This window comes from Streptomyces sp. NPDC057445 (assembly GCF_042802855.1).
In the GTDB taxonomy this organism is placed as follows: domain Bacteria; phylum Actinomycetota; class Actinomycetes; order Streptomycetales; family Streptomycetaceae; genus Streptomyces.
This window is the reverse complement of record NZ_JBHVDH010000004.1, coordinates 405,182-429,327: the sequence shown is the minus strand read 5'-3', so window position 1 is coordinate 429,327 and position 24,146 is coordinate 405,182. Positions and strand designations below refer to the sequence as shown.

The following is a 24,146-nucleotide window of genomic DNA, read 5'->3' as shown; positions in this document are numbered from 1 at the left end:
TCCCGGCCCTTCAGAAGTAGTGCGGTGTCTTCTTCCCAAACGGTAGGGCGATTCGTCCGCGATGGCGTTTGTCCGGGGTGGAGTGGTCGGCGCCGTGGTCCTGCCGCTTTGGCGCGTGCGTGGCTCGTGCGCAGGTCAGCGACGGCGTTCCGTGCTGACGATGAGACCGACGCCCATCACGACGACGGCGCCGCCGACGGCAATCGGCCAGGTCAGCCGCTCGTTCAGGACGAGCGCGCCGAGGAGGACGGCGACGACCGGGTTGACGTACGCGTACGTGGCGACGAGCGAGAGCGGCGCGGAGTGCAGCAGCCAGGCGTACGCCGTGAACGCGATCAGCGAGCCGAAGACGACGAGGTAGGCCAGAGCGGTCCAGGAGCGGGCGGAGACCTCGCCGAGCGCGAAACCGTACTGCTCTCCCCTGCCGAGCCCGACCAGGAGACAGCCGATGCCGCCCGCCATCATTTCGTACGCGCTCGCGGCGAAGGGGTTGGCGGGCATCGGGATACGGGCGGAGGAGAAGGAGCCGACCGACCACATGACGGTCCCCGCGATCACGGTGAGGACACCCCAGAGCCGTACGTCGCCGCTCAGACCGGGGAGGGTCAGTACGGCGAGGCCGGCGAGCCCGAGAAGTACCCCGCTGTAGGCACCGATTCCGGGCCGTTCGCCGAAGACCCTGCGCAGCACCACGACCCAGGCGGGGACGACGGCGACGAGGAGCGCGGCGAGTCCGGAGGGCACGGCGGTCTCGGCGAGGACGACGAGCCCGTTGCCGCCGAGGAGGAGCAGCAGGCCGACGACCGCGGCGGAGGCGAGCTGCGCCCGGCTCGCCCGCAGCGCGGAGAGTCCGCGCCGCCAGGCGATGATCGCCGCGAGGATCAGTCCGGCGGTGATGAAACGGCCGCCGGCGGACAGGAACGGGGGCATCGTCTCGACGACGATGCGGATCCCGAGATACGTCGACCCCCAGACGACGTACACGATGGCGAGCGCGGCCCAGACGGCTCCGGATATCCGGCGTCCTGGCGCGTCCGTGACGACTTCGGTGAACGCGGCCTCGGCCGCAGGGGTTCCTGTACGGGGAGCAGGTTGAGTCATCGGTCCTTCTCGTCCTCGTCTCGCGGACGGGCGGCGGGCGCCTCCCCGTCAGTGGAGATCACGAGGCAGGACCCTAAGGACTTCAGCGATCAAACTCCAGGATTTCTGCCCGACTTCGGGCAGCGAAGCGGAAAATTCTTCTCGTCCCGGCGGTGTTCCTACTCGGTCGACGTGCCGGCAGCCGATCCCGCCGTCGCCTTGAGCGCCAGCCACAGCTCCATGCGCACGTCGGGGTCGTCCAGGGAACGGCCGAGGATCTCTTCCACGCGGCGCATGCGGTAGCGCAGGGTGTGGCGGTGGACGCCCAGGTCGGCGGCGGCCGCGTCCCACTGGCCGTGGCGGGAGAGCCAGGCGCGCAGCGAGGCAACGAGATCGCCGCGGCCTGTCGCGTCGTGCTCGTACAGGGCCCGGAGCATGCCGTCGGCGAAGGCACGTACGGCGTCGTCGGCGAGCAGCGGCAGTACGGAGCCCGCGGCGAGATCCTCGTGCTCCACGAGGGCGCGACCACGGCGACGGGCGACGGAGAGCGCCTGTTCGGCCTGTTTGTACGCCGCCGCGGCCGCGATCGGGCCGGTCGGGGCGGACATGCCCACCACGATGCCCGCCTCCTCGGCCTCGCGCTCCGTCGAGGACTCGCAGGCGGTCACGACGGCACCGCCGTCGGCGGCGAGGACGACCAGCCGGTCGTCGCCCTCGGGGACGGTCAGCACCGTCTCACCGGACCGGGACGCCGCCGCCTCCAGGAACTCGGCGAAGGCGTGCACGGGGTGCTCGGCCTCCGGGTCCTGCTCACCGGCCCGCTCGGCGATCAGCAGGCGGAAGGGTGCGTCGAGGAGTCCTCCGTACAGATCCCCGGCGACCGCCCTGGCGTGGTCGGGCTGCCCAGAGAGCATCATCCGCAGCACCGCCGCGCCGAGGCGCTGCTCGGCCGCCTGCAGCGAGCGTGAACGCTCCGTCGTGAGGGTCAGCAGCGCGATCGCGGAGTGCACGGCGTAGCGCTCCGCGGTCCCGAGCGCGGCGCCCGTACCCACGGCCAGCGCTCCCCGCACCCGCCGTCCGGTGCCCAGCGACTGCAGCTCGACGCGGTCGTCCGTCCCCCCGACGACCGCGCTCGCGGGCGCGGGCCGCTCGCGCAGTCGCTCGACGTCGGAGGTGAGCCGGGCCGCGCGCCGGCCGGCCCAGTCGGGCGCGGCGGCGACGACGGCGCCGGACGCGTCGTAGAGCGCGGCCCAGCCGTCGACGTGCGCCGCGAGCCTGGCGAGCAGGGCGGCCGGGCCTTCCGCGAGTGCGGCCCGGGTCAGCTCCCGCTGGGCCTCGAAGCCCGCGGTGACGGCCCGGTACTGGTCCGCCGCCATGGCGGCGGACACGGCTTTGCTGATGGCGAGGAAGGGCGTGCGCCGGGGAACCTCGAGCAGCGGGAAGTCCTCCGCCCGGGCCGCCTCGAGCAGCGCCTCGGGGATGTCGTCGTAGTTGACCCCTACGGCGAAGCCGAGCCCGACGACTCCCGCTCCGGCCAGCCGCCGCACATACCGCCGCATCGCCTCGTGGTCGGCGGCGTCCAGCGTCATCGCGGTGACGAGGAGCAGTTCCCCGCCCTCCATGTACGGCACGGGGTCGGCGAGCTCACTGGCGTGCGCCCAGCGCACCGGCGTGTCGAGACGGTCCTCCCCGGCACGCACGGCCAGCTTCAGCGCGGAGTGCTGGACGAGCGAGGCAAGGGTGACCGGCATGGGACCGCGGGCTTTCGGCAGAAGGTGTGGGGCTGGCGAGTTTTTCGCCGTCCCGTATGAACGGCATACCTCGATTCTGCCAGGGCGTACGGGTGCGTGGGTTACGGGCCTGTGAGCTTCGCGCCGGACACGTCCTGCCGTGTCAGGTGCGCAGGTCCACCAGCAACGGCGGCGTGTGCTCGCCACCCACCGACGCGAGCGACAGCACCGCATGCCCGGCCGGCACGGAGTGCGCGAGCTCGGACGCCGACCAGCGCTCCCGCTCGACCTCACGGACCGTGACCGCTTCCGCGGTGGCGGCCTTGCCGGTCGCCAGGCGCCGCATGAAGTGCAGCGCCTTGGTCAGCGGCTCGTCCGAGATGATCTGCCGGTTGGTCACGTCCCTGGTCTGCACCCACTCGGTGCCCCAGGTCTCCGCGAACCGTCCCCCGTCCCAGGGCGCGAGTCCGGCGAAGGCCATCCGGCACCCGACCGCCCCGAGGAGCGGCCCCCGCAGCGCCTCGGGAACGTCCTCCAGCGTCCGCAGCGCCATCACCACGCCCGCATGCGCGGAGCGCAGCCTCTGCACCGCCCTGACCGAGTCGGCCGTGACCGTGCAGGTGGCGTCGTCGAGCACCAGGCAGGCGAAGAGCGACCGGTCGGAGCGGGCGAGCGCGGCCTCGGTGAACTGCGCGAGGATCAGCCGGGCGATGATCCGGGACGCCTCGGCGTGCCCGCGTTCCGGCAGGTCGACGCGGACCCGCAACGGGTGCTCGATGGCCCGCAGCGAGAACTGCAGGCCCGGCTCGCGGGTACGGAAGAACTGTGCGAAGGCGGGCCGGTCGAGGAAGGCGATCCGTTCGGCGAGCAGCACCCCGATGTCGTCGGCGCGCTGCGACTGCCGCTCGCGCGCGTCGAGTTCACGCAGCTGGGACGCCTCCCCCGCCGCCTCCAGAGAGGCGCGCAGCTCACCGAGCGCCCCGGGCGCGCCGCCGACGAGTTCCCGCAGATCCGGCACGGCGGGGAAGTGACCGTGGACGCTCCGGTACGGCCCGATGAGCTGGGCGAGCGCGGTGGCGGCCCGCCGGCTGTCGGCCGCCAGATCCCCGACCAGCGCCTCGGCGACGATGCGGGCAGCTTCGTCGGGGTCGTCGGCGCCGCCGTACAGATCGAGGTCGTGCGTGGACTCCGGCCGCCCGACGGAGATCACCAGGTCGAAGGCGTCGTCGGGGGCCGGCGCCGTGCCGTGCGCGGTGACCGCGACGACGGCCGCACGGTTGGCGAGCGCCTGCAGGCACATCGCCTCGACGACGGGCCGGACGAGCCGCACGGTCTTCCCGGACCCGGAGGGCCCGACGGCGAGCAGCGAGGTCCCGAGCAGGGCCGGCTCGAGGGCGACGCCGGTGGTACGGCGTGCGTAGGGATTACGGGGATGATCCGCGGCGGTGCCGATCCTCACCTGCCCGGTGGCGAGGTCGTGCGTGGCGGTACGGACCGGCAGATCCCGGACGCCGGAGGGGTGGGCGCAGGCGGCGGGGCCGTCGTCGCGGACGGCATCGGTGAAGGCGGGCAGCCGCTCGGGCCTCGTGCGTACCCCCTGCCACGCGCGCCGGATCCGCGCATAGTCGACATCGCCGAGTGCGCCCTTCCTCGTCGCCTCGGCCAGGGTGCGGGCCGCTTCGTCGAGCCCGGCGGCGCGCAGCTCGGGCCAGTCGGCGGGGTCCTCCTTGGGCGGCGGCGGCGTGGCGGGCGTCGCCGCCGGGCGGCCGCGCATTGCCGTGCGCCACCGGCCGACCTTGGCGAACGGCCAGAGCACGGCGAGGGCAATCAGTGCGTAGAGCGTGTAGGTCACTGCTGCCGCGACGAACCGATCGCCACCCCCCGTCAGCCAGGACCGGGGCACCGACCGGAAGACGAGGTCCACGCCCGGAACGGTCCTCGTCCAGACGAGCAGCAGGACCAGTGCCGCGCCGGCCACCGTACCGGCCGTGGTGGCCTTGAACCCGCGGACCGCCGCAAGGCGCTCGAACGCCACTCGCCAGTTGCCCAGGCGGCCGAATCCGTACACGAGCGCTCCGGTGATCATCAGCTGGTAGATGTCGAGGGCGTTCGCCGCGGCCACCGGCATCGGCTCGTCGCCGTGGCCCCACCACCAGTCCCGAGGCGTGAAGAGCTCCAGCAGGACCCTCCAGTACGGGATGTATCCATTCGTCCAGAGCGACCAGAGAAGGACGCACGCCAGGAACGAGATGACGGCCCCGCTCAGCAGCGCGCGATCCTGCGTGGTCACCGGCTCCTGGGCCGGACGGGGGGCGTGGCCGTACCGCCAGACGCCCGGCTCGGCCTCCGGCCTCGGCGCCCTCAGCCAGTCCGCAAGAGGCGGACGGACAGCAGGAGGGTCCACCGGCATCGGCGGCAGCCCCGGCGGCGGGGGCCCGGCAGGCCGCGGTACGGGGCGGGCGGCGCCCGTGCCCGTGCCAGTACCGCGTGCGTCGTATGTGCCTTCTGTGCCCATGAACCCTGCCCCCTGACCAGCCAGGACCTCGTCTGTGCCACCGTCAATCTAGTGCCAGGCGGCGGGGAGTTCAGCGATCCGGCACCGCGCGGCCCCTGACCACGGCGCGGGCCGGAAGGGGCCTGTGCGGGAGCCCCCGGCGAATTGCTCTATGTCCGTGACGGACAACGACACGTCCGCACCACTCCCGAACGGAGCATGCCGGACCCCCCGGCCCGGACCTAGCCTGCGAAGAAAGCAGAAGTGCGTCCGAAAAGACACCCCCAGGAGCCCCCATGACCGACATCCCGCAGGAGCGCCGCGTCGTCACCGCCATCCCCGGCCCGAAGTCGCAGGAGCTGCAGGCTCGTCGTCTCTCCGCGGTCGCGGGCGGCGTGGGCTCCGTGCTGCCGGTGTTCACCGCCCGGGCCGGCGGCGGCATCATCGAGGACGTCGACGGCAACCGTCTGATCGACTTCGGCTCCGGTATCGCCGTGACCTCCGTGGGTGCCTCCGCAGAGGCTGTCGTACGCCGCGCCTCCGCCCAGCTGCAGGACTTCACCCACACCTGTTTCATGGTCACGCCCTACGAGGGCTACGTCGAGGTCTGCGAGGCCCTTGCCGAGCTGACCCCGGGCGACCACGCCAAGAAGTCCGCGCTGTTCAACTCGGGCGCAGAGGCCGTCGAGAACGCCGTCAAGATCGCCCGTGCGTACACCAAGCGCCAGGCCGTCGTCGTCTTCGACCACGGCTACCACGGCCGTACGAACCTCACGATGGCGCTGACCGCCAAGAACATGCCGTACAAGCACGGCTTCGGCCCGTTCGCGCCCGAGGTCTACCGCGTCCCGGTCGCCTACGGCTACCGCTGGCCCACCGGCTCGGAGAACTGCGGCCCCGAGGCCGCCGCCCAGGCGATCGACCAGATCAGCAAGCAGGTCGGTGCCGACAACGTCGCCGCGATCATCATCGAGCCGGTCCTCGGCGAGGGCGGCTTCATCGAGCCGGCCAAGGGCTTCCTCCCGGCGATCGTGAAGTTCGCCAACGACAACGGCATCGTCTTCGTCGCCGACGAGATCCAGTCCGGCTTCTGCCGTACCGGCCAGTGGTTCGCCTGTGAGGACGAGGGCATCGTCCCGGACCTGATCACCACCGCCAAGGGCATCGCGGGCGGTCTGCCGCTCGCCGCCGTCACCGGCCGCGCCGAGATCATGGACGCCGCGCACGCGGGCGGCCTCGGCGGCACCTACGGCGGAAACCCGGTCGCCTGCGCCGGCGCACTCGGCTCCATCGAGACCATGCGCGAGCTGGACCTCAACGGCAAGGCCAAGCGCATCGAGGAGGTCATGAAGGGCCGCCTCGCCGCGATGCAGGAGAAGTTCGAGATCATCGGCGACATCCGCGGCCGCGGCGCCATGGTCGCCATCGAGCTGGTGAAGGACCCGGCCACCAAGGAGCCGAACCCGGAGGCCGCCGGCGCGCTCGCGAAGGCCTGCCACGCCGAGGGTCTGGTCGTCCTCACCTGCGGCACCTACGGCAATGTGCTCCGCTTCCTGCCGCCGCTGGTGATCGGCGAGGACCTGCTCAACGAGGGTCTGGACATCATCGAGGCCGCGTTCGCCGGGGTGTGAGCCCCGCGCGCGGGGGTGTGACCCCCAGTAATCGCGCGCTCCCTGTGAAGACTGTGTGGGGGGCCAATGGCGGGAGGGGTTTCCGGCTGTTGGTCCCCCTCCCGCTGCCGTACGGTTTCCGCAGATGAGAGAAACACCCCGCTCGCAGGGGACTGCGGGCGATGCCGGGCCGGAGCTTCCCCAGCCCCGTCCTGGTCGTGCCCTCGCGCACACCACCGGAGTCCCGAACTCCGGAACTCCTCACGGATCGGACGGCCGCCCGCCCCAAACCCCCCGGGGCGCGCGGCAAACCGGTCCGGCCGGCCGCCTCGGAACCATCCCCCCTGTTCCGAGGCGGCCGGCCTTCTTCTCTGCGGTGTTCACCGTCCTCCTCGCGCTGATCACCTGGCAGGTCACCGCTGGCGGTCCACTGCGCGCCCTGGACGAGCGGCTGAGTCGGGCGGTCGTCGGTGACGGCCCGGAGGGGCTCACCGAATTCCTCGCCGACCTCGGCAACATGCCCGTCGCGCTTCCTGTGCTCGTGGCATCGGCCGCGTACGCGGTGTACCGGCGGCGCCGCGCCGAGGCACTCGCGGCAGTCCTCGCGATGGCGCTCGTCCCGGCGCTGGTCTCCCCGCTGAAGGCGCTGACGGACCGGCCGGGTCCGCTGACGGCCGGGACCGGCTACTACCCGTCGGGGCACGCGGCGACGGCGATGGTCGCGTATCTGGGAGCGGCGCTGCTGATCGGCAGGTGGCTGATTCCGCTCGCCGCGCTGCTGACGGCGGCGACAGGCGTCGGTCTTGTGCTGCGCGGCTACCACTGGCCGCTCGACGTGCTGGGCAGCTGGTGTCTGTGCGGGGTCCTGCTCATCGCGGCACGGGCCGTTCCGCGAACCGGTCCGGGGGCCGCGCCCCCCACGGTCGGCGGCGGGCGCGGGGCGGGGCGTCAGCCGAAGTAGGCGTCGAAGTTCGGGGAGAACTCCCGGCCGCCGGAGCGGTCCCGGTTGATGGACCAGGTCATCGGCCCCCGCAGACCCGGCCGGCTGCCGTGGGGCTGGTAGGAACCGCAGTTGGGGCGTAGGGCCGGGAAGAACCGCTCGGAGTTGCCCGCCACCGGGAAGCCGGTGAGCAGCATGCCGGCCATGGGGACATGGAAGTCCGCGGATCGCCGGCTGTGCGCGGGAGGCGCACAGCCGGCGATCCGGCGCAGACCGGCTCAGCTGTCGAAGCCCAGACCCAGCCGGTCCATCGCCCTCAGCCACAGGTTGCGCCGGCCCCCGTTGGCGTCCGCACGGGCGAGTGACCACTTGGTGATGCCGATCCCGGCCCAGGCGACCGGCTCCGGCGGGAACGGCAGCGGCTTGGTGCGCACCATCTCCAGCTCGGTGCGTTCGGTGCGCTCACCCGCGAGCAGATCGAGCATCACATCGGCGCCGAACCTCGTCGCGCCCACGCCGAGCCCGGTGTACCCGGCGGCGTACGCCACCTTCCCGCCGTGCGCCGTGCCGAAGAAGGCGGAGAAGCGCGAACAGGTGTCGATCGCGCCGCCCCAGGCGTGGCTGAAGCGCAGCCCCTCCAGCTGTGGGAAGCACTCGAAGAACTGGCCCGCCAGCTTCAGATAGGTCTCGGGCCGGTGGTCCAGTTCGGCGCTGACGCGCCCGCCGAACGGATAGATCGCGTCGTATCCGCCCCAGAGGATGCGGCGGTCGGCGGTGATCCGGAAGTAGTGGAACTGGTTGGCGCTGTCGCCGAGTCCCTGCCGGTTCCGCCAGCCGATCGAGGCCAGTTGCGCGTCCGAGAGCGGCTCGGTCATCAGCGCGTAGTCGTACACCGGGACGGTGTACGAGCGGACCCGCCTGACCAGCGACGGGAAGACGTTGGTACCGAGCGCCACGCGCCGGGCGTGGACCCTGCCGTACGACGTGCGGACCGCCATCCCGGCGCCGGACGCGGCGAGTTCGACGGCGCGGGTGTTCTCGTAGATCCGTACCCCGAGACCGAGGCACGCCTGCTTGAGGCCCCATGCGAGCTTGGCCGGGTGCAGCATGGCGACGCCGTTGCGGTCCCACAGCCCGCCGAGGAAGGTGGGCGAGTCGACCTCCTTGCGGACGGCGTCCCGGTCGAGCAGCTCGATGCCGTCGGTGAAACCGAGGCGCTCGGCCTCCTCGTACATCTCGTTGAGCTCTTCGAGCTGGTACGGCTCGGTGGCGACGTCGATCTCGCCGGTGCGCTCGAAGTCGCAGTCGATGCCGTACGTGGCGACGGCGGTCCCGATGGCGTCGAGGTTCCGCGCGCCGAGCTCCTCCAGTCTGGCCATGTCGCCCGGCCAGCGGGCGAGCCCGTTGCCGAGGCCATGGGTGAGCGACGCGGCACAGAAGCCGCCGTTGCGGCCCGAGGCGGCCCAGCCCACCTCGCGGCCTTCGATCAGGACGACATCCCGCTCGGGGTCCCGCTCCTTGGCGAGGAGCGCGGTCCACAGTCCGCTGTAGCCACCGCCGACGACGAGGAGGTCGGTCCGCTCGTCGCCGGTGAGGGCGGGCAGGGCGGCGGGCTTGCCGGGGTCTTCCAGCCAGAAGGGGACGGGCTGGGCGTCGGAAAGTGATGAGGCAAAGGTCATGGCAGCTGGGGCCATGGTTTCCACTCCTTCTGATGCGCTCAGTGCTACTTGGGCAGTGAGGTCTTCCTCCGCCGGTTGCTGATGACCTGGCCGGCGACGACGACGATGACGGCGATGGCGAACATGGCCGTACCGATGACGTTGATCTGGACGGGCGTACCGCGCTGGGCCGAGCCCCACACGAACATGGGGAAGGTGACGGTGTTGCCCGAGTTGAAGTTGGTGATGATGAAGTCGTCGAACGAGAGCGCGAAGGCGAGCATCGCGCCGGCCGCGATACCGGGCGCCGCGATCGGCAGGGTGACGCGCAGGAAGGTCTGCACGGGCCCCGCGTAGAGATCACGCGCCGCCTCCTCCAGTCGCGGGTCCATCGACAGCACCCGTGCCTTGACCGCCACCACGACGAAGCTCAGACAGAACATGGTGTGGGCGATGAGGATGGTCCAGAAGCCCAGCTGCGCCCCCAGGTTGAGGAAGAGGGTCAGCAGCGAGGCGGCCATGACGACCTCGGGCATGGCCATCGGCAGGAAGATCAGCGAGTTGATCGCGCCACGCGCCCGGAAGCGGTAGCGGACCAGCGCGAAAGCGATCATCGAGCCGAGGACGGTGGCCCCGACCGTCGCCCAGAAGGCGATCTGCAGCGAGAGGGAGAGCGAGCCGCACATGTCGGCGACGCCGCACGGGTCCTTCCAGGCGTCGGTCGAGAACTCCTGCCAGGAGTAGTTGAACCGGCCGGCCGGCTTGTTGAAGGAGAACACCATCACGACGATGTTCGGAAGGATCAGGTACGCGAGCGTCAGCAGGCCCGCGATCACCACGAGGTTGCGTCGTATCCAGCGCATCAGACGAGATCCTCCGTCCCGGCCCGGCGGATGTAGACGGTCACCATGATCAGCACGACCGCCATGAGAATGAACGACAGCGCGGCCGCGGTCGGATAGTCGAGCACCCGGAGGAACTGCGACTGGATGACGTTGCCGACCATCCGGGTGTCCGTGGAACCCAGCAGTTCTGCGTTGACGTAGTCGCCGCTCGCCGGAATGAAGGTCAGCAGCGTTCCTGAGACGACGCCCGGCATCGACAGAGGGAACGTCACCTTGCGGAACACGGTCGACGGCTTCGCGTACAGGTCTCCCGCCGCCTCGTGCAGGCGCGGGTCCATCCGCTCCAGCGAGGTGTACAGCGGCAGGATCATGAACGGCAGGAAGTTGTAGGTCAGACCGGTGACGACCGCGAGCGGGGTGGCCAGCACCCGGTTGCCCTCGGTCATTCCGAGCCAGCTGGTGACATCCAGGAAGCCGATGCTGTTGAGGACCCCCACCACAGGTCCGCCGTCCGCGAGGATCGTCTTCCAGGCGAGCGTACGGATCAGGAAGCTGGTGAAGAAGGGCGCGATGACCAGGACCAGCAGCAGATTGCGCCAGCGGCCCGCCTTGAACGCGATGAGATACGCCAGCGGATAGCCGAGCAGCAGACAGAGGACCGTCGCCGTGCCCGCGTACAGCAACGAGCGCAGGAACTGCGGGTAGTAGTCGGTCAGCGCGTCCCAGTAGGTCTGAAAGTGCCAGGTGACCTCGAAGCCCTGTTCCAGGGAGCCGGTCTGCACCGACGTGGAGGCCTGATAGACCAGCGGCAGCGCGAAGAAGACCAGCAGCCACAGGATGCCCGGCAGGAGCAGCCAGTACGGCACGAGCTTCCGGCGCACCGGAGCCTTGCGCAGCTCCGGTGCGGAGGCAGGCGCGGGCGAGGCGGGAGGTGCCTCGGTGACCGTCATGACGCCTCCTCCACCGTCTCGACGCCCGCGTCGATGTCCTGGGCCGCGTCGAGGCCGAAGCTGTGCTCCGGGTTCCAGTGCAGGACGACCTCGGCGCCCGGCACGAAACGGGGGTCCCGCTCGATGTTCTGCACGTACACCTCGAGCTCGGGGCAGACCGGGCTGTCGATGACGAACTGGGTGGAGACACCGATGAAGCTGGAGTCGGCGATCGTGCCGGTGAAACGGTTCCGCCCCTCGGCTATCCCGCCCGCGTCGTCGGCGTGCACGAGCGAGATCTTCTCGGGGCGAACGCCGACCAGCAGCTTGCCGCCGGCGGCGGGCCGGGTGGCGACCCGCCCGGCCGGCAGCCGCAGCTTGGCGTCGGCGGCGGTGACGAGGATGTCGCTGCCGCCGGCCTCGGCCACCTCGGCCTCGATCAGGTTCGAGGTGCCGAGGAAGTTCGCCACGAAGGTCGTCTGCGGGTTCTCGTACAGCTCGGCGGGCGCGCCCAGCTGCTCGACCCTGCCACCGTTCATCACCGCGACGGTGTCGGCCATCGTCATGGCCTCCTCCTGGTCGTGGGTGACGTGGATGAAGGTGATGCCGACCTCGGTCTGGATCCGCTTCAGCTCCAGCTGCATCTGGCGGCGCAGCTTGAGGTCGAGGGCGCCGAGCGGCTCGTCGAGCAGCAGCACCTGCGGGTGGTTGATGAGGGCGCGTGCGACGGCGACGCGCTGCTGCTGGCCACCGGAGAGCTGGTGCGGCTTGCGCTCGGCGAAGTCACCGAGCTGGACGAGGTCGAGCATGTCGCCGACCTGCTTCTTCACGGACTTCACTCCGCGGCGGCGCAGGCCGAAGGCGACGTTCTCGTAGATGGTCAGGTGCGGGAAGAGGGCGTAGCTCTGGAAGACGGTGTTGACCGGCCGCTTGTAGGGCGGGAGGTCGGTGACGTCCTCGTCGCCGAGGAACACGGTGCCGGTGGTGGGGTCCTCCAGGCCGGCGATCATCCGCAGCGTGGTGGTCTTGCCGCAGCCCGAGGCGCCCAGGAGGGCGAAGAAGGAGCCCTGCGGCACGGTCAGGTCCAGCGGGTGCACGGCGTTGAAAGAGCCGTAGGTCTTGCTGATCCCGGAGAGTCGGACGTCGCCGCCCGCTGTCTTGTCTGTCATGGGTCGCGATCCCAGGGTCTAGAGGGAGCAGGGGAGCAGGAAGGGTCAGGCGCCGATGAGCTTGGCGAACTTCTCTTCGTACGCCGTCTCTTCCTCGCTGCTGAGCGAGCGGAAGGCGTGGGACTTGGCGGCCATGGCCTCGTCCGGGATGATCAGCGGGTTGCTCGCCAGCTCCGGGTCGATCTTCGCGAGCTCGGGGCCGACGCCGGCGACCGGCGACACATAGTTGATGTACGCGGCGAGCTGCGCGGCGACGGGGAGCTCGTAGTAGTAGTCGATCAACCGGGTGGCGTTCTTCTGGTGCCGGGCCTGCGCCGGCACCAGCATGTTGTCGGTGGCTGTCATATAGCCGGCAGCCGGGATCGCGTACCTGATGTCGGGGTTGTCGACCTGGAGCTGGATGAGGTCACCGGCCCAGGCGACGCAGGCGGCGATGTCACCCTTGTCGAGGTCCGAGGTGTAGTCGTTGCCGGTGAAGCGGCGGATCTGCTTCTTGTCGACGGCCTTCTGGAGCCGGTTGAGGGCGGCGTCGTAGTCGGCGTCGGTGACCTTGGCGGGGTCCTTGCCCAGGTCGAGGAGGGTCATGCCGACCGTGTCGCGCATCTCCGTGAGGAAGCTGACCCTTCCCTTGAGGGTGGGGTCGTCCAGCAGCTGGGTGACGGAGTCGACCTTGCGTCCGCCGGTCGCCTTGATGTTGTAGGCGATGACGGCCGGAATACCGGTCCAGGGGTACGAGTAGGCGCGCCCCGGGTCCCAGTCGGGGCTGCGGAACTGGGGGGCGAGGTTGGCGTACGCGTGCGGCAGCAGTGACGCATCGAGCTTCTGCACCCAGCCGAGCCGGATCATGCGTGCGGCGAGCCAGTCCGTGACGTTGATCAGGTCACGACCGGTGTCCTGGCCGGCCGCGAGCTGCGGCTGGATCTTCCCGAAGAACTCGACGTTGTCGTTGATGTCCTCGGTGTACTTGACCTTGATCCCGGTGCGCTTGGTGAACTGGTCCAGCGTGGGACGGCTCTTCTCGTCCTCGCTGATGTCCATGTACTCGGTCCAGTTGGAGAAGCTGAGCGCCTTCTCCTGGTCCGAGTGGTCGTCCGAGGCAGCCGCTCCGGCTTCGCGCTTGGCGGGCGGAATCCCGCAGGCGTTGAGCGCGCCCATACCGCCGATGGTGAGCGCGCCGACACCGGACGCACGCAGGAGGGAACGGCGGGAGAGGGCACCCCGGCCGTTCGTCATGCTGCGCCGTATCGCGGCTTCCTGTGCCGCCGAGAGGCGCTCGGGCTCGTACTGCTTCATGCGCTGTGCCCTTTCGGGGATGGTTCGCCACCGTGGGTACGGCGGGGGCCACGCGGCGAAAGCCGCATATCGTTACGGTCGGTCTCCGAAGATCGTGCGGTGCCAGTCCTTCCTGACGACCGCTGTGTTGTCGTACATCACGTGCTTGACCTGCGTGTACTCCTCGAAGGAGTACGCCGACATGTCCTTGCCGAACCCACTGGCCTTGTAACCGCCGTGGGGCATCTCGCTGATGATCGGGATGTGATCGTTCACCCAGACGCAACCCGCTTTGATCTCACGGGTGGCGCGGCCCGCGCGGTAGACGTCGCGGCTCCAGGCCGAGGCTGCGAGACCGTACGGGGTGTCGTTGGCCAGCGCAATGCCTTCGTCGTCGGAGTCGAAGGGCAGGACGACCAGGACGGGACCGAAGATCTCGGACTGGACGACCTCGCTGTCCTGGGCGGCACCCGAGATCAGGGTCGGGAGGTAGTACGCACCGTTCTCGAGGTCGCCGCCGGGGGCCTTGCCGCCGGTGACCACGGTCGCGTACGAGCGGGCCCTGTCGACGAATCCGGCGACGCGGTCCCGCTGGGTGTGCGAGACGAGCGGGCCGAGGTCGGTCGACGGGTCGAAGGGGTCGCCGAGCCGTACGGTCGCCATCACGTCGGCGACTCCGGCGACGAAGGCGTCGTACAGCGGGCGCTGGACGTAGGCGCGGGTGGCGGCGGTGCAGTCCTGGCCACTGTTGATCAGTGCGCCCGCGACGGCGCCGTGAACGGCGGCTTCCAGATCCGCGTCGTCGAAGACCAGGAACGGGGCCTTGCCGCCGAGCTCCAGGTGGAGCCGCTTGACCGTGGCGGTGGCGACTTCGGCGACGCGCTTGCCGACCGGGGTGGAGCCGGTGAACGAGGTCATGGCCACGTCCGGGTGTCCGACGAGGTGCTCCCCCGCTTCCCTTCCGGCGCCGGTCACGATGTTGACGACACCGTCGGGGAGCCCGGCCTCGGTCGCGGCGGCGGCGAACATCAGGGAGGTCAGCGGGGTGATCTCGGCGGGCTTGAGGACGATGGTGTTGCCCGCCGCGACGGCCGGGAGGACCTTCCAGGCGGCCATCTGGAGCGGATAGTTCCAGGGCGCGATCGAGCCGACGACACCGATCGGCTCGCGGCGTACGTACGACGTGTGGTCGCCGCTGTACTCGCCGGCGGACTGGCCCTGGAGGTGCCGCGCGGCGCCGGCGAAGAACGCCGTGTTGTCCACGGTGCCGGGCACGTCGAACTCGCGGGTCAGTTTGATCGGCTTGCCGCACTGCAGCGACTCGGCCTGGGCGAAGTCCTCCGCCTGCTCGGCGAGCACGGAGGCGAAGCGGTGCAGGGCGTCGGAACGCTCGCCCGGGGTCGCGCCCGCCCATCCGGGGAACGCCTCGCGTGCGGCGGCGACGGCGGCATCGACGTCGGCCGTACCGGCGAGCTCGTAGTCGAGGACCTGCTCTCCGGTGGCGGGATCGACGATTGCGTGGTTACGTCCTGATGTGCCGGGACGCAGCCGTCCGCCGACGTACTGCGCGCCTTCCTTGAAGCGGTCCTGTACCTGGAAGCGGTTGCCCATGACGCTCTCCGTTGTTCCAGCTCGAAGTGAGTGCCGATCCTGACAGAGGGATAGTTCTCCAACAAGTGATTCCGTAGTTGCCTTTTGGTTACGCGACGGATTCGGTGGACCATGTGTCGCGTCAGGATGGTGATACCGGGACGGAGTGTCAGTGGTGACTGGCACACTCGCGTGCATGGGGATCACCGGTACGACCACAGCGGATCTGATCGAGCAGGTCAGAAACGGTCGGCGGTTCAAATATCTGCACTTCTGGGGACACGCGCCGCGCCGTGACGGCGGCATCGGCGCCGGCTGTCTGAGTCAGTGGTGGCCTGCGCCGTTCACCGTGGATGGAATCGATTATGCGACCGCCGAGCACTGGATGATGGCCGGGAAGGCGCGTCTCTTCGGCGACACCGACGCGGAGCACAAGGCCGTGGGAGCGGCGAATCCGGCGCTTGCCAAGAAGGCGGGCCGTCTGGTGCGCGGGTTCAGCGAGGAGACATGGAAGCGCGAGCGGTTCCGGATCGTCGTCGAGGGCAGCGTGCACAAGTTCCGGCAGCATGCCGCGCTGAGGGAGTTCCTGCTGGCCACCGGTGACCGGGTGCTGGTGGAGGCGAGCCCGATGGACCGTATCTGGGGGATCGGCCTCGCGGCGGACGACGAGCGGGCGCATGACCCGGTGCGTTGGCGCGGGCTGAATCTGCTGGGCTTCGCGCTGATGGAGGCGCGGGCCCGGCTGAGGGACCAGGGGGACTCGGAGCCGAAGGCCTGAGGTCTCGCAGGGCTCGGGACCGGCGCGGTCAGGACCTACGGGGTCCTCGGCCGAACGTCGCGGGTTGCCGGTGGCGGGGTCGCGGCTCGTGGGTCTAGGTCTAGGTCTGAGTCTGGGTCTGGCCTCACGGCTCGGGCGTGGGGACGGGAGCACCCGGCGGGCGGGGCCGGGAGGCGGGCGGGGCCGGGCGGCGCGGGGGGCCGCCCGGACGTCCCGTTCCCGTCCTCGTCCCGGTCCGCCGTGCCGTCGGAGCCGGTCCGGACCGTCAGCGCGGGGCGGCGTCGAGGACCAGTGTCGTCGCCCAGGGGTCCTCGTCGGTGCTGCCGGTCTCGTCCAGCTCGTCGGCGTGAGTGATCAGCCAGGCGAGACCTGCGATGAAGAGCAGCCCGAGGACCATACCGATCGGGCCGAGGATCATTCCCGCGAGGGCCTGGCCCTTGTTGGTCGCCTCGCCGCGCTGGTACCGCTTGCGACCGAGGATGCCGAAGATCAGGGCGAGCGCGCCCAGGATCACACCGGGCAGGCCGTAGCACCAGCAGAGACAGACGGCGAGGATGCCGAGGACCATCGCGGCCGTGCCCATGCCGTTCTGCGCCGGCGCGCCCACGCCCCAGGAGCCCGAATAGCCCGGGTATCCGGGGTAGCCGGGGTAGCCGGGAGCACCGGTCGCCGTGGCACCCGGTGCCGCCGGGTAGCCGTACCCGGCACCGGCCGTCGTGCCCGGCGCGGCCGGGTAGCCGTAGGTGCCGGGGGCGGGCTGCGCGGGCCCGCCCGGGGCTATCGGCGGCGGTGGTACGGCCCCGGCGTCCGCGCCCGGGCCCACCGGTCCGCCGGCCGGTCCCACGCCCGGCATCGAGGTCATCGTCGGCTGGTCATGGACACCGGGCCGGGGCGGCTGCGAGGCCGGCGTGGTCTTGCCGAGCTCGATCCCGCCCTGCTGGTCCTGGGGCGCACGGCGCTCCGGCGGGGCCCACGGGTCCTTCTGCTCGTGTCCGCCCGGCGGCTGGTCGCTCTGGTCTGGCATGGGCCCTCCCCCATCGTGAATTTGTCATGCTACGGGCTGCGCGCGGTGCGGCAGCCACCCCGCCTACGATGATCCCTGACACGGACGGCTCAGCACACGGAGGACCCGATGACCGATCTGCACCCCTTCATCGCGGGGCTGCCCAAGGCCGAGCTGCACGTCCACCACGTCGGTTCGGCGTCGCCGCGCATCGTGTCCGAACTGGCCGCCCGCCACCCGGATTCCAAGGTTCCCACCGACCCGGAAGCGCTCGCCGACTACTTCACCTTCACCGACTTCGCCCACTTCATCGAGGTCTATCTCTCGGTCGTCGATCTCATCCGCACCCCCGAGGACGTCCGGCTGCTGACCTTCGAGGTCGCCCGTGACATGGCCCGGCAGAACATCAGATACGCGGAGCTGACCATCACGCCGTTCAGTTCGACCCGGCGGGGCATCCCGGAGCACGGCTTCATGGAGGCCATCGAGGATGCCCGCAAGGCGGCCGAGGCCGAGCTCGGCACCGTACTGCGCTGGTGCTTCGACATCCCGGGCGAGGCCGGGCTCGACGCCGCCGAGGAGACCGCGCGGCTCGCGGTCGATCACCGTCCGGAGGGACTGGTCTCGTTCGGCCTCGGAGGCCCGGAGATCGGTGTGCCCCGGCCGCAGTTCAAGCCGTACTTCGACCGGGCCATCGCCGCCGGGCTGCGGTCCGTCCCGCACGCCGGCGAGACGACGGGGCCCGGCACCATCTGGGACGCGCTGAACGACCTCCGCGCCGAGCGCATCGGCCATGGCACCAGCGCCCCGCAGGACCCGAAGCTGCTGGCGCACCTCGCCGAGCACCGCATCCCCCTGGAGGTCTGCCCCACCTCCAACATCGCCACCCGAGCCGTCGCGCACCTCGACGAGCACCCGATGAAGGAGATGGTCGAGGCCGGGGTGCTGGTGACCATCAACAGCGACGACCCGCCGATGTTCGGCACCGACCTCAACAACGAGTACGCGGTCGCCGCCCGGCTGCTGGACCTGGACGAGCGTGGCCTCGCCGCGCTGGCGAAGAACGCCGTGGAGGCGTCGTTCCTCGACCCGGCCGGGAAGGCGCGCATCGCCGAGGAGATCGACACCTACACCGAGCAGTGGCCGGCGAAGTGAGGACGCCCCATGCGCACCGTCACGCTCGTAGGGCACCGCGGTGATCCCTACGTCGCCCGCGAGAACACGATCCCGTCGCTGCACGCCGCGATCGAGCGGGGTGCGGACGCCGTCGAGGTCGATGTCCGGCTGAGCCGGGACGGGGTGCCCGTGCTGCTGCACGACGACACGCTCAAGCGGCTGTGGGGCCACGACCTCCCGCTGGTCCGGCTCACCCATGGGGAGTTGACCGAGCTGACGTCCGGCGGTGTGCCGACCCTGCGCGAGGCGCTGACCTCGGTGGGCAGCCACCGGCTGATGCTCGATCTGCCCGGCGCCGACGAGGCCGCCGTGCGCGCCGTCGTCGGCACGGTCCGGGACTGCGGTGCGCAGGAGTGCGTCTACTACTGCGGCGGACCGAACGGGATGGTCGCCGTCCGGGCGGCCGATCCGGGCGCGGAGATCGCCCTCACCTGGACGACCCTCGCTCCGCCCCGGCCGGTCCTGCTGGACGTGCTGCGGCCGCGCTGGCTCAACTACCGCTTCGGGCTGGTGAGCCGGGAGCTCGCGGACCGGGTTCACGCGGACGGCCTTCTCCTGTCCGCCTGGACGGCCGACACTCGCCGTACGATGCGCAGACTCGTGAACCGGGGCGTCGACTCGATCACGACGAACCGGGTCGACACCCTCGCCTCCGTACTCCGCAAGTCCCGTGCCGGGAAAGGACTCACAGCGTGACCGGGAACGACAGGATCCGCACCGACATCGCCCACAACGCCAGGGTCTGGAACTACTGGCTCGGCGGCAAGGACAACTATCTGGTGGACCGTCGGGTTGGCGACCAGGTGACGGGCCTGTATCCGAGCATCGGCCAGGTCGCCCGCGCCGACCGGGCGTTCCTCGGCCGGGTCGTCTCCTTTCTCGCCGGTGAGGCGGGGGTGCGGCAGTTCCTGGACATCGGCACCGGGCTGCCCACGGTCGACAACACCCATGAGGTCGCGCAGCGCATCGCCCCCGACTCACGGATCGTGTACGTCGACAACGACCCGATCGTGCTGACGCATGCCCGCGCGCTGCTCACCAGCACCGCCGAGGGCCGCACCGAGTACATCGACGCGGACGCCCACCGCCCCGAGGACATCCTGCGGGCCGTGGAGCCGACACTCGATCTGTCGCAGCCGGTCGCAGTGATCATGCTCGGGATCCTCAACTTCGTCCTCGACACGGGCGAGGCCACGTCCATCGTCCGCCGCATCGTGGACGCCATACCCTCCGGCAGCTATGTGGCGCTCACCCACCCGACCCTGGAACTGGGCGGCGAGGGCAATGCCGAGGCGATGGCGTTCTGGAACGAGAACGCGACCCCGCCGATCACCGCACGCAGCCGCACCGAGTTCGCGGGCTTCCTCGACGGCCTGATGGTCCTGGAGCCGGGCATCGTCTCCTGTGCCCGCTGGCGCGACGGCGGCGCGACGACGGTGGAGGTGGCGCAGTTCGGCGCGGTGGCCCGCAAGCTGTGATGGACGTACGAGGGGCGTGGAAGCGGTTACGGGGGCTGTGGAGCGCGAGCCCCCGGGTGACGGACATCGGGCTCGTGCTGCTGGTGCAGGCCGCGATGACCATCCCGTTCGTGGTGCCGCGCGCACCGGAGCTGCCGGACGCGACGTGGGCGTCCTACGGGATGACGGCGCTGACCGCGGTGCCCCTGGTATGGCGGCGCAGGTCCCCGGTCGTCGTGTTCCTCGCCGTGCTCGCGGCAGGCACGCTGTACCGGTTCACGCTCGAAGGCCCGGGCCAGCCCCTGCCGTACCCGGGCCTCGTCGCCGTCCACACGGTGGCCGCGCTCTCCTCGCCCCCGAAGCGGCTGGGGGTCGCCCTCCTGACCTTCGTGATCATCTTCCCGTCCGTCGCCACCAACTCCGGTGACGCCAAGGAGCTCCTGTTCTCGCTGTTCGTGTTCGGCGCGGCCTTCGTCTCCGGCCGGCTGACCGACACCCGGCAGGCGTACATCCGGGCCGTGGAGGACCGCGCCGCGCAGCTGGAACGCGCCAACCGGATCGAGGCCGAGCAGGCCGCCGCCCGCGAACGGGCCCGCATCGCGCGGGAGATGCACGACATCCTGTCGCACGCGGTGAGCCTGATGATCGTGCAGGCGGAGGCAGGCCCGGTCGCCGTGCGGACAGCTCCGGAGCGCGCAGAGGCGGCCTTCGACGCGATCTCCGAGACCGGCAGGGACGCGATGACCCAGCTGCGCCGGATGCTGGGGGTGCTGCGCGAGGGTGGCCCCGGGTCCGACTGTGCCCCGCGCGAGCCGCAGCCCGGACTGGCCGCTCTGCCCGGGCTGGTGGAGCGCGTACGGGGCAGCGGCCTCACCATCGTCCACGAGACGAGTGGCGACGTCCGCCCGCTGCCGGCGGATGCCGAGGCGACGGCCCACCGTGTGGTCCAGGAAGCGCTGACGAACGTGGTCAGGCATGCGGAGGCGACCACGGTCCGGGTGCGCCTGGTCTACGAGGAGGACCGGCTGGAGATCACCGTCACCGACGACGGACGGGGTCCCGCGACGGCCCGCGGCGGTGGCCACGGCCTGATCGGGGTGCGCGAGCGGGCGGCGGCACATGGCGGCACGGCACGAACCGGGCCGGGGCCGGAGGGCCGGGGCTTCGAGGTCGCCGTCACCGTCCCCGTAGGATCCCGTGCGGAGGTGGGGAGTTGACGATCCGTGTGGTGGTGGCCGACGACCAGGAGCTGGTCCGCAGCGGCTTCGCGATGATCCTGGACGTACAGCAGGACATCGATGTCGTCGCCGAGGCCTCGGACGGGGCACAGGCCGTCGACGCGGTGCGCCGTCTCTCCCCCGATGTGGCACTGCTCGACATCCGGATGCCCGGTGTGGACGGGATCGAGGCCTGCCGCACGATCAGCACCGAGTCCGCCTGCCGCACGGTCATGCTGACCACGTTCGACTCGGACGAGTACGTGTACGAGGCTCTGCACGCGGGCGCGAGCGGCTTTCTGCTCAAGGACGTACGGCGGGACGATCTGGTGCACGCGGTCCGGGTGGTGGCGCGCGGCGACTCCCTGCTCGCGCCTTCGGTGGCCCGGCGGCTGATCGAGGAGTACACCCAGCACACCGCCCGCCCGACGGCGACGGCCGCCTGCCGACTGGACTTCCTGACCGCACGCGAGCGGGAGACCCTCCTGTTGCTGGGGCGTGGTCTGTCGAACGCGGAGATCGCGGCGGCGCTTGTCGTCAGCGAGCACACCGTCAAGACGCATGTGGGAAATGTGCTGTCCAAGCTCGGTCTGCGGGACCGGATCCAGGCGGTCATCTGTGCGTACGAGACGGGGCTGATCTCCGCCGGAAGCGCGGCCGGGCCTCCCCCGGCCGGGGGAGGCCGGCCCGCCGGCTCCCCCGTACCGGCGAGAAAGTGAGCGGGCGAGGACCGCTCCCACCGGCGATCCGCGCGCAGCACCCGGTCAACAGGATGGAGGTGTACGGAACAACGGTTCGCACCCAAGGAGTTGACCATGAAGTACCGCACCCGTGGCCTGATCGCCGCCGCGCTCGTCCTCGGTGTCACGGCCGGCCCGGCCGCGGTCCCGGCCGTCGCCGGCTCCCCCGCGGCCGTCCGCGGCGACACGGCGGAGAGCTCCGCCGCCGTCAAGGTCGACGGCGACCTGGACGTGAAGGCCCTGCGCGCAGCTGTCGCCGGACTGCCGGACACCGATGCGACGGCCGCGCTGGTACGCGTCGGGGGCACCGGAGGCAGTTGGCGCGGCAGTTCGGGCGTGCACGATCTGCCGTCCGGCCGTCCGGCCGACCCGGATGCGCGCTTCCGGGCCGGTTCGGTGACGAAGGTCTTCACGGCCGCGGTGGTCCTCCAGCTCGCCGCGGAGGGGAAGGTCGGCCTGGACCGTCCGGCCCGCTCGTATCTGCCGGATCTGCTCCCCGCGTCGTACGCAGGGGTCACGGTCCGCCAGCTCCTCAACCACACCCACGGCATCCCGGCCGCCGACATGCCAGGAAAGAACGTCGAGGACTGGTACGAGAACCGCTTCGCGCTGCACGACCCGCGCGCGATGGTGCGGTCGGCGACGGGCAAGGAACGGGAGTTCGTGCCGGGCACGAAGCAGCATTACCTCAACGTCGGCTACACGATCGCGGGGCTGCTGATCGAGCGGGTGACGGGTGAGCCCTACGAGGCCGAGGTCGGCCGCCGCATCCTGAAGCCGCTCGGCCTGCGCGGCACGTACTTCCCCGGGACCGACCCGCGGATCCGCGGCCCGCACAACCACGGCTACCAGTCGATGAAGCTGGGCAACGGCACGACCGGACTGCGCGATGTGTCGGTGTGGGGTGCCACGGACGGCTGGGCGGCGGGCGACATCATCTCCACGACCGCCGATCTGGAGCGGTTCATGAAGGCTCTCTTCCGCGGACGGATCGTGCGCGGCCCTCTGCTGGAGGAGATGTTCACCCTGCCCGGCAAGGATGTGCGCGACCACGGCACGGGCGGGCCGGCCTCATACTCCGTCGGTCTGTCCGTGAAGAAGCTCGGCGGACGGGAGGTATGGGGCAAGACGGGTGGCCGCTGGGGCTACAACGCGGCGATCGCCGCCACCCGTGATCTCTCGCGCACACTCGTCTTCAGCGTCAACTCCACGGACGCCAAGGGCCAGGACGTGAACGCGGTGGCGATGAACGTCGTTGTGGCGGCCTTCGGCGAGCCCGGGCAGTGACCTCGCCGGCCGTCCCCCGGCGGAGCTCCCCGAGGGGTCGGCCGACGGGTCAGTGCAGTTGTGCGGCCTCCGTCACCGGGAGCGGGACGGGAGCGCTCACCGCCTCCAGCCGCTTGATCAGTCGCCGTACGAACAGCAGCGGGATCACGCCGAACAGCCCGAACGACATGTCGATGACCGACCACCAGAAGGGGATCCCCCGGATCGGGCCGCAGATCAGTGCGAGCGGGACGATCCCGGCGCAGGCGATCATGCCGAACTCGACGACCCAGATGTTGCGTACGGGATCGCGGTAGGGCCCGTAGAAGGCGACGGCGATGACGAGATGGGCGAAGGCGAGCCAGTCGGTGCCGTACAGCAGGAAGGGATGGTGCGCGTCCGCGGTGTCGAGGCCGTGCCGCACGCGCTCGATCCACTCCAGCAGGCCGGGAAGGGCATCCGCGACGGGAGCCGCCCACGACGTCAGCGCATCGTGCACCAGGTGCAGCTCGGTGACGAGAGGGAAGGCCGTCAGCCCGCTCAGCACCAGGCAGACGATGAAGACGGCCAGCCACACACGTATGCGGCGCAACAGCGCTCTTCGCTCGCTCATGTCCGCAGCGTACGCCCGGGTTTACGGGCCCTTTACCGGGCCCCGCCGACCTTGCGGGCGACCGCGTGCGAGACGATGGTGGCGCCCGCGGCCATGGCGAGGCCGGTCAGCACATCGCGCCCACGGGTGGGCCGCAGGACGCCTGCCCGGCGCAGCCGCCCGCGCGCCCAGAGGGTGAAGGGCACGACGATCAACGGTGAGGTGGCGGAGCCGGGCGTGTAGCCGCGCACGGCGGCGGCCTGGGCGAGATGGACGAGGCCGTGCAGTCCGAAGCCGTTCAATGCGCCCTGATAGAAGCCGGACCGGCCACCGGACCGGTGTCCGGCCACGGCAGCGGCACCGACGATCGTGGCCATGGCTCCCACGGCGACGGCGAACTCGCGCTCGTCGACGGATTCCATGGCGCGCCAGAGGCGCTCGGGTGCGTCGGGGAAGCGTTTGCGCAGGACGGGCACGTTCTCCCGTATCCATTGCGGCCCGGTGGCCAGTTCCTCTGCGTCGTGCAGGGCCCACGCCGCCAACAGCCCGTAGGTGACGAGTGAGTTCACTTTCTCCATGATGTGACCACGATTCCTTGTC

General features: G+C 70.8%; 21 protein-coding genes and 1 pseudogene. 9 read left to right on the top strand and 13 right to left on the bottom strand.

Annotated elements, in window-relative coordinates:
• Positions 1 to 135 precede the first annotated feature (135 nt).
• The 3 genes from ACFU5O_RS13195 to ACFU5O_RS13185 form a co-directional block, all read right to left on the bottom strand.
• Positions 136 to 1,101 carry an EamA family transporter gene (locus ACFU5O_RS13195; RefSeq protein ID WP_384239577.1) on the bottom strand — a complete coding sequence of 322 codons (966 nt, stop codon included), beginning with the start codon at positions 1,099 to 1,101 and terminating at the stop codon, positions 136 to 138.
• A 158-nt stretch (positions 1,102 to 1,259) separates the two neighbouring features.
• On the bottom strand, positions 1,260 to 2,831 hold the full coding sequence (locus ACFU5O_RS13190) for a PucR family transcriptional regulator (protein ID WP_384239576.1): 1,572 nt from the start codon (positions 2,829 to 2,831) through the stop codon (positions 1,260 to 1,262).
• Positions 2,832 to 2,973: 142 nt separating this feature from the next.
• Positions 2,974 to 5,325 carry an ATP-binding protein gene (locus ACFU5O_RS13185; RefSeq protein ID WP_384239574.1) on the bottom strand — a complete coding sequence of 784 codons (2,352 nt, stop codon included), beginning with the start codon at positions 5,323 to 5,325 and terminating at the stop codon, positions 2,974 to 2,976.
• 275 nt (positions 5,326 to 5,600) lie between these two features.
• On the opposite strand from ACFU5O_RS13185, the gene gabT reads away from it, so the two are divergent.
• Positions 5,601 to 6,935, top strand: a complete 1,335-nt coding sequence (gabT, locus tag ACFU5O_RS13180) for a 4-aminobutyrate--2-oxoglutarate transaminase (RefSeq protein WP_384239572.1) — start codon at positions 5,601 to 5,603, stop codon at positions 6,933 to 6,935.
• Between the two features lie 124 nt (positions 6,936 to 7,059).
• A complete protein-coding gene (locus tag ACFU5O_RS13175) occupies positions 7,060 to 7,875 on the top strand; it encodes a phosphatase PAP2 family protein (RefSeq protein ID WP_384239570.1) in 816 nt (271 codons plus the stop codon).
• Here the strand turns inward: ACFU5O_RS13175 and ACFU5O_RS13170 are convergent.
• The 7 genes and pseudogenes from ACFU5O_RS13170 to ACFU5O_RS13140 all read right to left on the bottom strand — a co-directional run.
• Positions 7,863 to 8,117: pseudogene (locus tag ACFU5O_RS13170) on the bottom strand (chitinase); the annotation flags it as partial. The gene ACFU5O_RS13175 and the pseudogene ACFU5O_RS13170 sit on opposite strands and share 13 nt — an antisense overlap.
• 15 nt (positions 8,118 to 8,132) lie before the next feature.
• Complete coding sequence (locus ACFU5O_RS13165) at positions 8,133 to 9,548, bottom strand: NAD(P)/FAD-dependent oxidoreductase (protein WP_384239568.1); 1,416 nt, start codon at positions 9,546 to 9,548, stop codon at positions 8,133 to 8,135.
• A 29-nt stretch (positions 9,549 to 9,577) separates the two neighbouring features.
• Positions 9,578 to 10,375 carry an ABC transporter permease gene (locus ACFU5O_RS13160; protein WP_384239566.1) on the bottom strand — a complete coding sequence of 266 codons (798 nt, stop codon included), beginning with the start codon at positions 10,373 to 10,375 and terminating at the stop codon, positions 9,578 to 9,580.
• Positions 10,375 to 11,307 carry an ABC transporter permease gene (locus ACFU5O_RS13155; RefSeq protein ID WP_384239564.1) on the bottom strand — a complete coding sequence of 311 codons (933 nt, stop codon included), beginning with the start codon at positions 11,305 to 11,307 and terminating at the stop codon, positions 10,375 to 10,377. The genes ACFU5O_RS13160 and ACFU5O_RS13155 overlap by 1 nt, the downstream gene beginning before the upstream one ends.
• Positions 11,304 to 12,455 carry an ABC transporter ATP-binding protein gene (locus ACFU5O_RS13150; protein WP_384239562.1) on the bottom strand — a complete coding sequence of 384 codons (1,152 nt, stop codon included), beginning with the start codon at positions 12,453 to 12,455 and terminating at the stop codon, positions 11,304 to 11,306. The genes ACFU5O_RS13155 and ACFU5O_RS13150 overlap by 4 nt, the downstream gene beginning before the upstream one ends.
• Before the next feature lie 45 nt (positions 12,456 to 12,500).
• Positions 12,501 to 13,748: a PotD/PotF family extracellular solute-binding protein gene (locus tag ACFU5O_RS13145; protein WP_384239561.1), complete on the bottom strand. Its 1,248-nt coding sequence runs from the start codon at positions 13,746 to 13,748 to the stop codon at positions 12,501 to 12,503.
• A gap of 72 nt (positions 13,749 to 13,820) precedes the next feature.
• On the bottom strand, positions 13,821 to 15,338 hold the full coding sequence (locus tag ACFU5O_RS13140; protein ID WP_384239559.1) for a gamma-aminobutyraldehyde dehydrogenase: 1,518 nt from the start codon (positions 15,336 to 15,338) through the stop codon (positions 13,821 to 13,823).
• Between the two features lie 175 nt (positions 15,339 to 15,513).
• Between ACFU5O_RS13140 and ACFU5O_RS13135 the strand changes: the two genes are divergently transcribed.
• Entirely contained in the window at positions 15,514 to 16,095 is a 582-nt protein-coding gene (locus ACFU5O_RS13135; RefSeq protein ID WP_384239696.1) for an NADAR family protein, read from the top strand.
• A gap of 265 nt (positions 16,096 to 16,360) precedes the next feature.
• On the opposite strand, the gene ACFU5O_RS13130 is transcribed toward ACFU5O_RS13135, so the two are convergent.
• Entirely contained in the window at positions 16,361 to 17,119 is a 759-nt protein-coding gene (locus ACFU5O_RS13130; RefSeq protein WP_384239557.1) for a DUF4190 domain-containing protein, read from the bottom strand.
• A 108-nt stretch (positions 17,120 to 17,227) separates the two neighbouring features.
• Between ACFU5O_RS13130 and ACFU5O_RS13125 the strand changes: the two genes are divergently transcribed.
• The 6 genes from ACFU5O_RS13125 (at position 17,228) to ACFU5O_RS13100 (ending at position 22,975) form a co-directional block, all read left to right on the top strand.
• A complete protein-coding gene (locus tag ACFU5O_RS13125) occupies positions 17,228 to 18,253 on the top strand; it encodes an adenosine deaminase (RefSeq protein WP_384239555.1) in 1,026 nt (341 codons plus the stop codon).
• Between the two features lie 9 nt (positions 18,254 to 18,262).
• Positions 18,263 to 18,970, top strand: coding sequence for a glycerophosphodiester phosphodiesterase (locus ACFU5O_RS13120; RefSeq protein ID WP_384239553.1), 708 nt, complete (start codon positions 18,263 to 18,265; stop codon positions 18,968 to 18,970).
• Positions 18,967 to 19,752 (top strand): SAM-dependent methyltransferase, encoded by a 786-nt coding sequence (locus ACFU5O_RS13115; RefSeq protein ID WP_384239551.1) that lies wholly within the window; start codon positions 18,967 to 18,969, stop codon positions 19,750 to 19,752. The genes ACFU5O_RS13120 and ACFU5O_RS13115 overlap by 4 nt, the downstream gene beginning before the upstream one ends.
• Positions 19,752 to 20,948: a sensor histidine kinase gene (locus ACFU5O_RS13110; RefSeq protein ID WP_384239549.1), complete on the top strand. Its 1,197-nt coding sequence runs from the start codon at positions 19,752 to 19,754 to the stop codon at positions 20,946 to 20,948. The genes ACFU5O_RS13115 and ACFU5O_RS13110 overlap by 1 nt, the downstream gene beginning before the upstream one ends.
• Positions 20,945 to 21,667 carry a response regulator gene (locus ACFU5O_RS13105; RefSeq protein WP_384239547.1) on the top strand — a complete coding sequence of 241 codons (723 nt, stop codon included), beginning with the start codon at positions 20,945 to 20,947 and terminating at the stop codon, positions 21,665 to 21,667. The genes ACFU5O_RS13110 and ACFU5O_RS13105 overlap by 4 nt, the downstream gene beginning before the upstream one ends.
• A 96-nt stretch (positions 21,668 to 21,763) precedes the next feature.
• Positions 21,764 to 22,975: a serine hydrolase domain-containing protein gene (locus ACFU5O_RS13100; RefSeq protein WP_384239545.1), complete on the top strand. Its 1,212-nt coding sequence runs from the start codon at positions 21,764 to 21,766 to the stop codon at positions 22,973 to 22,975.
• Positions 22,976 to 23,024: 49 nt separating this feature from the next.
• Here ACFU5O_RS13100 and ACFU5O_RS13095 read toward each other — a convergent pair whose 3' ends face one another.
• Positions 23,025 to 23,567, bottom strand: a complete 543-nt coding sequence (locus ACFU5O_RS13095) for a hypothetical protein (protein ID WP_384239543.1) — start codon at positions 23,565 to 23,567, stop codon at positions 23,025 to 23,027.
• Between the two features lie 32 nt (positions 23,568 to 23,599).
• Complete coding sequence (locus ACFU5O_RS13090; RefSeq protein ID WP_384239542.1) at positions 23,600 to 24,124, bottom strand: HXXEE domain-containing protein; 525 nt, start codon at positions 24,122 to 24,124, stop codon at positions 23,600 to 23,602.
• Between the last annotated feature and the right edge of the window lie 22 nt (positions 24,125 to 24,146).

What these genes read in the sequence shown, in the direction of transcription:
- ACFU5O_RS13195 (WP_384239577.1), bottom strand. Translation starts at nt 1,101, where the DNA reads ATGACTCAACCTGCTCCCCGTACAGGAACCCCTGCGGCCGAGGCCGCG.
- ACFU5O_RS13190 (WP_384239576.1), bottom strand. Translation starts at nt 2,831, where the DNA reads ATGCCGGTCACCCTTGCCTCGCTCGTCCAGCACTCCGCGCTGAAGCTG.
- ACFU5O_RS13185 (WP_384239574.1), bottom strand. Translation starts at nt 5,325, where the DNA reads ATGGGCACAGAAGGCACATACGACGCACGCGGTACTGGCACGGGCACG.
- gabT (WP_384239572.1), top strand. Translation starts at nt 5,601, where the DNA reads ATGACCGACATCCCGCAGGAGCGCCGCGTCGTCACCGCCATCCCCGGC.
- ACFU5O_RS13175 (WP_384239570.1), top strand. Translation starts at nt 7,060, where the DNA reads ATGAGAGAAACACCCCGCTCGCAGGGGACTGCGGGCGATGCCGGGCCG.
- ACFU5O_RS13165 (WP_384239568.1), bottom strand. Translation starts at nt 9,548, where the DNA reads ATGGCCCCAGCTGCCATGACCTTTGCCTCATCACTTTCCGACGCCCAG.
- ACFU5O_RS13160 (WP_384239566.1), bottom strand. Translation starts at nt 10,375, where the DNA reads ATGCGCTGGATACGACGCAACCTCGTGGTGATCGCGGGCCTGCTGACG.
- ACFU5O_RS13155 (WP_384239564.1), bottom strand. Translation starts at nt 11,307, where the DNA reads ATGACGGTCACCGAGGCACCTCCCGCCTCGCCCGCGCCTGCCTCCGCA.
- ACFU5O_RS13150 (WP_384239562.1), bottom strand. Translation starts at nt 12,455, where the DNA reads ATGACAGACAAGACAGCGGGCGGCGACGTCCGACTCTCCGGGATCAGC.
- ACFU5O_RS13145 (WP_384239561.1), bottom strand. Translation starts at nt 13,748, where the DNA reads ATGAAGCAGTACGAGCCCGAGCGCCTCTCGGCGGCACAGGAAGCCGCG.
- ACFU5O_RS13140 (WP_384239559.1), bottom strand. Translation starts at nt 15,338, where the DNA reads ATGGGCAACCGCTTCCAGGTACAGGACCGCTTCAAGGAAGGCGCGCAG.
- ACFU5O_RS13135 (WP_384239696.1), top strand. Translation starts at nt 15,514, where the DNA reads ATGGGGATCACCGGTACGACCACAGCGGATCTGATCGAGCAGGTCAGA.
- ACFU5O_RS13130 (WP_384239557.1), bottom strand. Translation starts at nt 17,119, where the DNA reads ATGCCAGACCAGAGCGACCAGCCGCCGGGCGGACACGAGCAGAAGGAC.
- ACFU5O_RS13125 (WP_384239555.1), top strand. Translation starts at nt 17,228, where the DNA reads ATGACCGATCTGCACCCCTTCATCGCGGGGCTGCCCAAGGCCGAGCTG.
- ACFU5O_RS13120 (WP_384239553.1), top strand. Translation starts at nt 18,263, where the DNA reads ATGCGCACCGTCACGCTCGTAGGGCACCGCGGTGATCCCTACGTCGCC.
- ACFU5O_RS13110 (WP_384239549.1), top strand. Translation starts at nt 19,752, where the DNA reads ATGGACGTACGAGGGGCGTGGAAGCGGTTACGGGGGCTGTGGAGCGCG.
- ACFU5O_RS13100 (WP_384239545.1), top strand. Translation starts at nt 21,764, where the DNA reads ATGAAGTACCGCACCCGTGGCCTGATCGCCGCCGCGCTCGTCCTCGGT.
- ACFU5O_RS13095 (WP_384239543.1), bottom strand. Translation starts at nt 23,567, where the DNA reads ATGAGCGAGCGAAGAGCGCTGTTGCGCCGCATACGTGTGTGGCTGGCC.
- ACFU5O_RS13090 (WP_384239542.1), bottom strand. Translation starts at nt 24,124, where the DNA reads ATGGAGAAAGTGAACTCACTCGTCACCTACGGGCTGTTGGCGGCGTGG.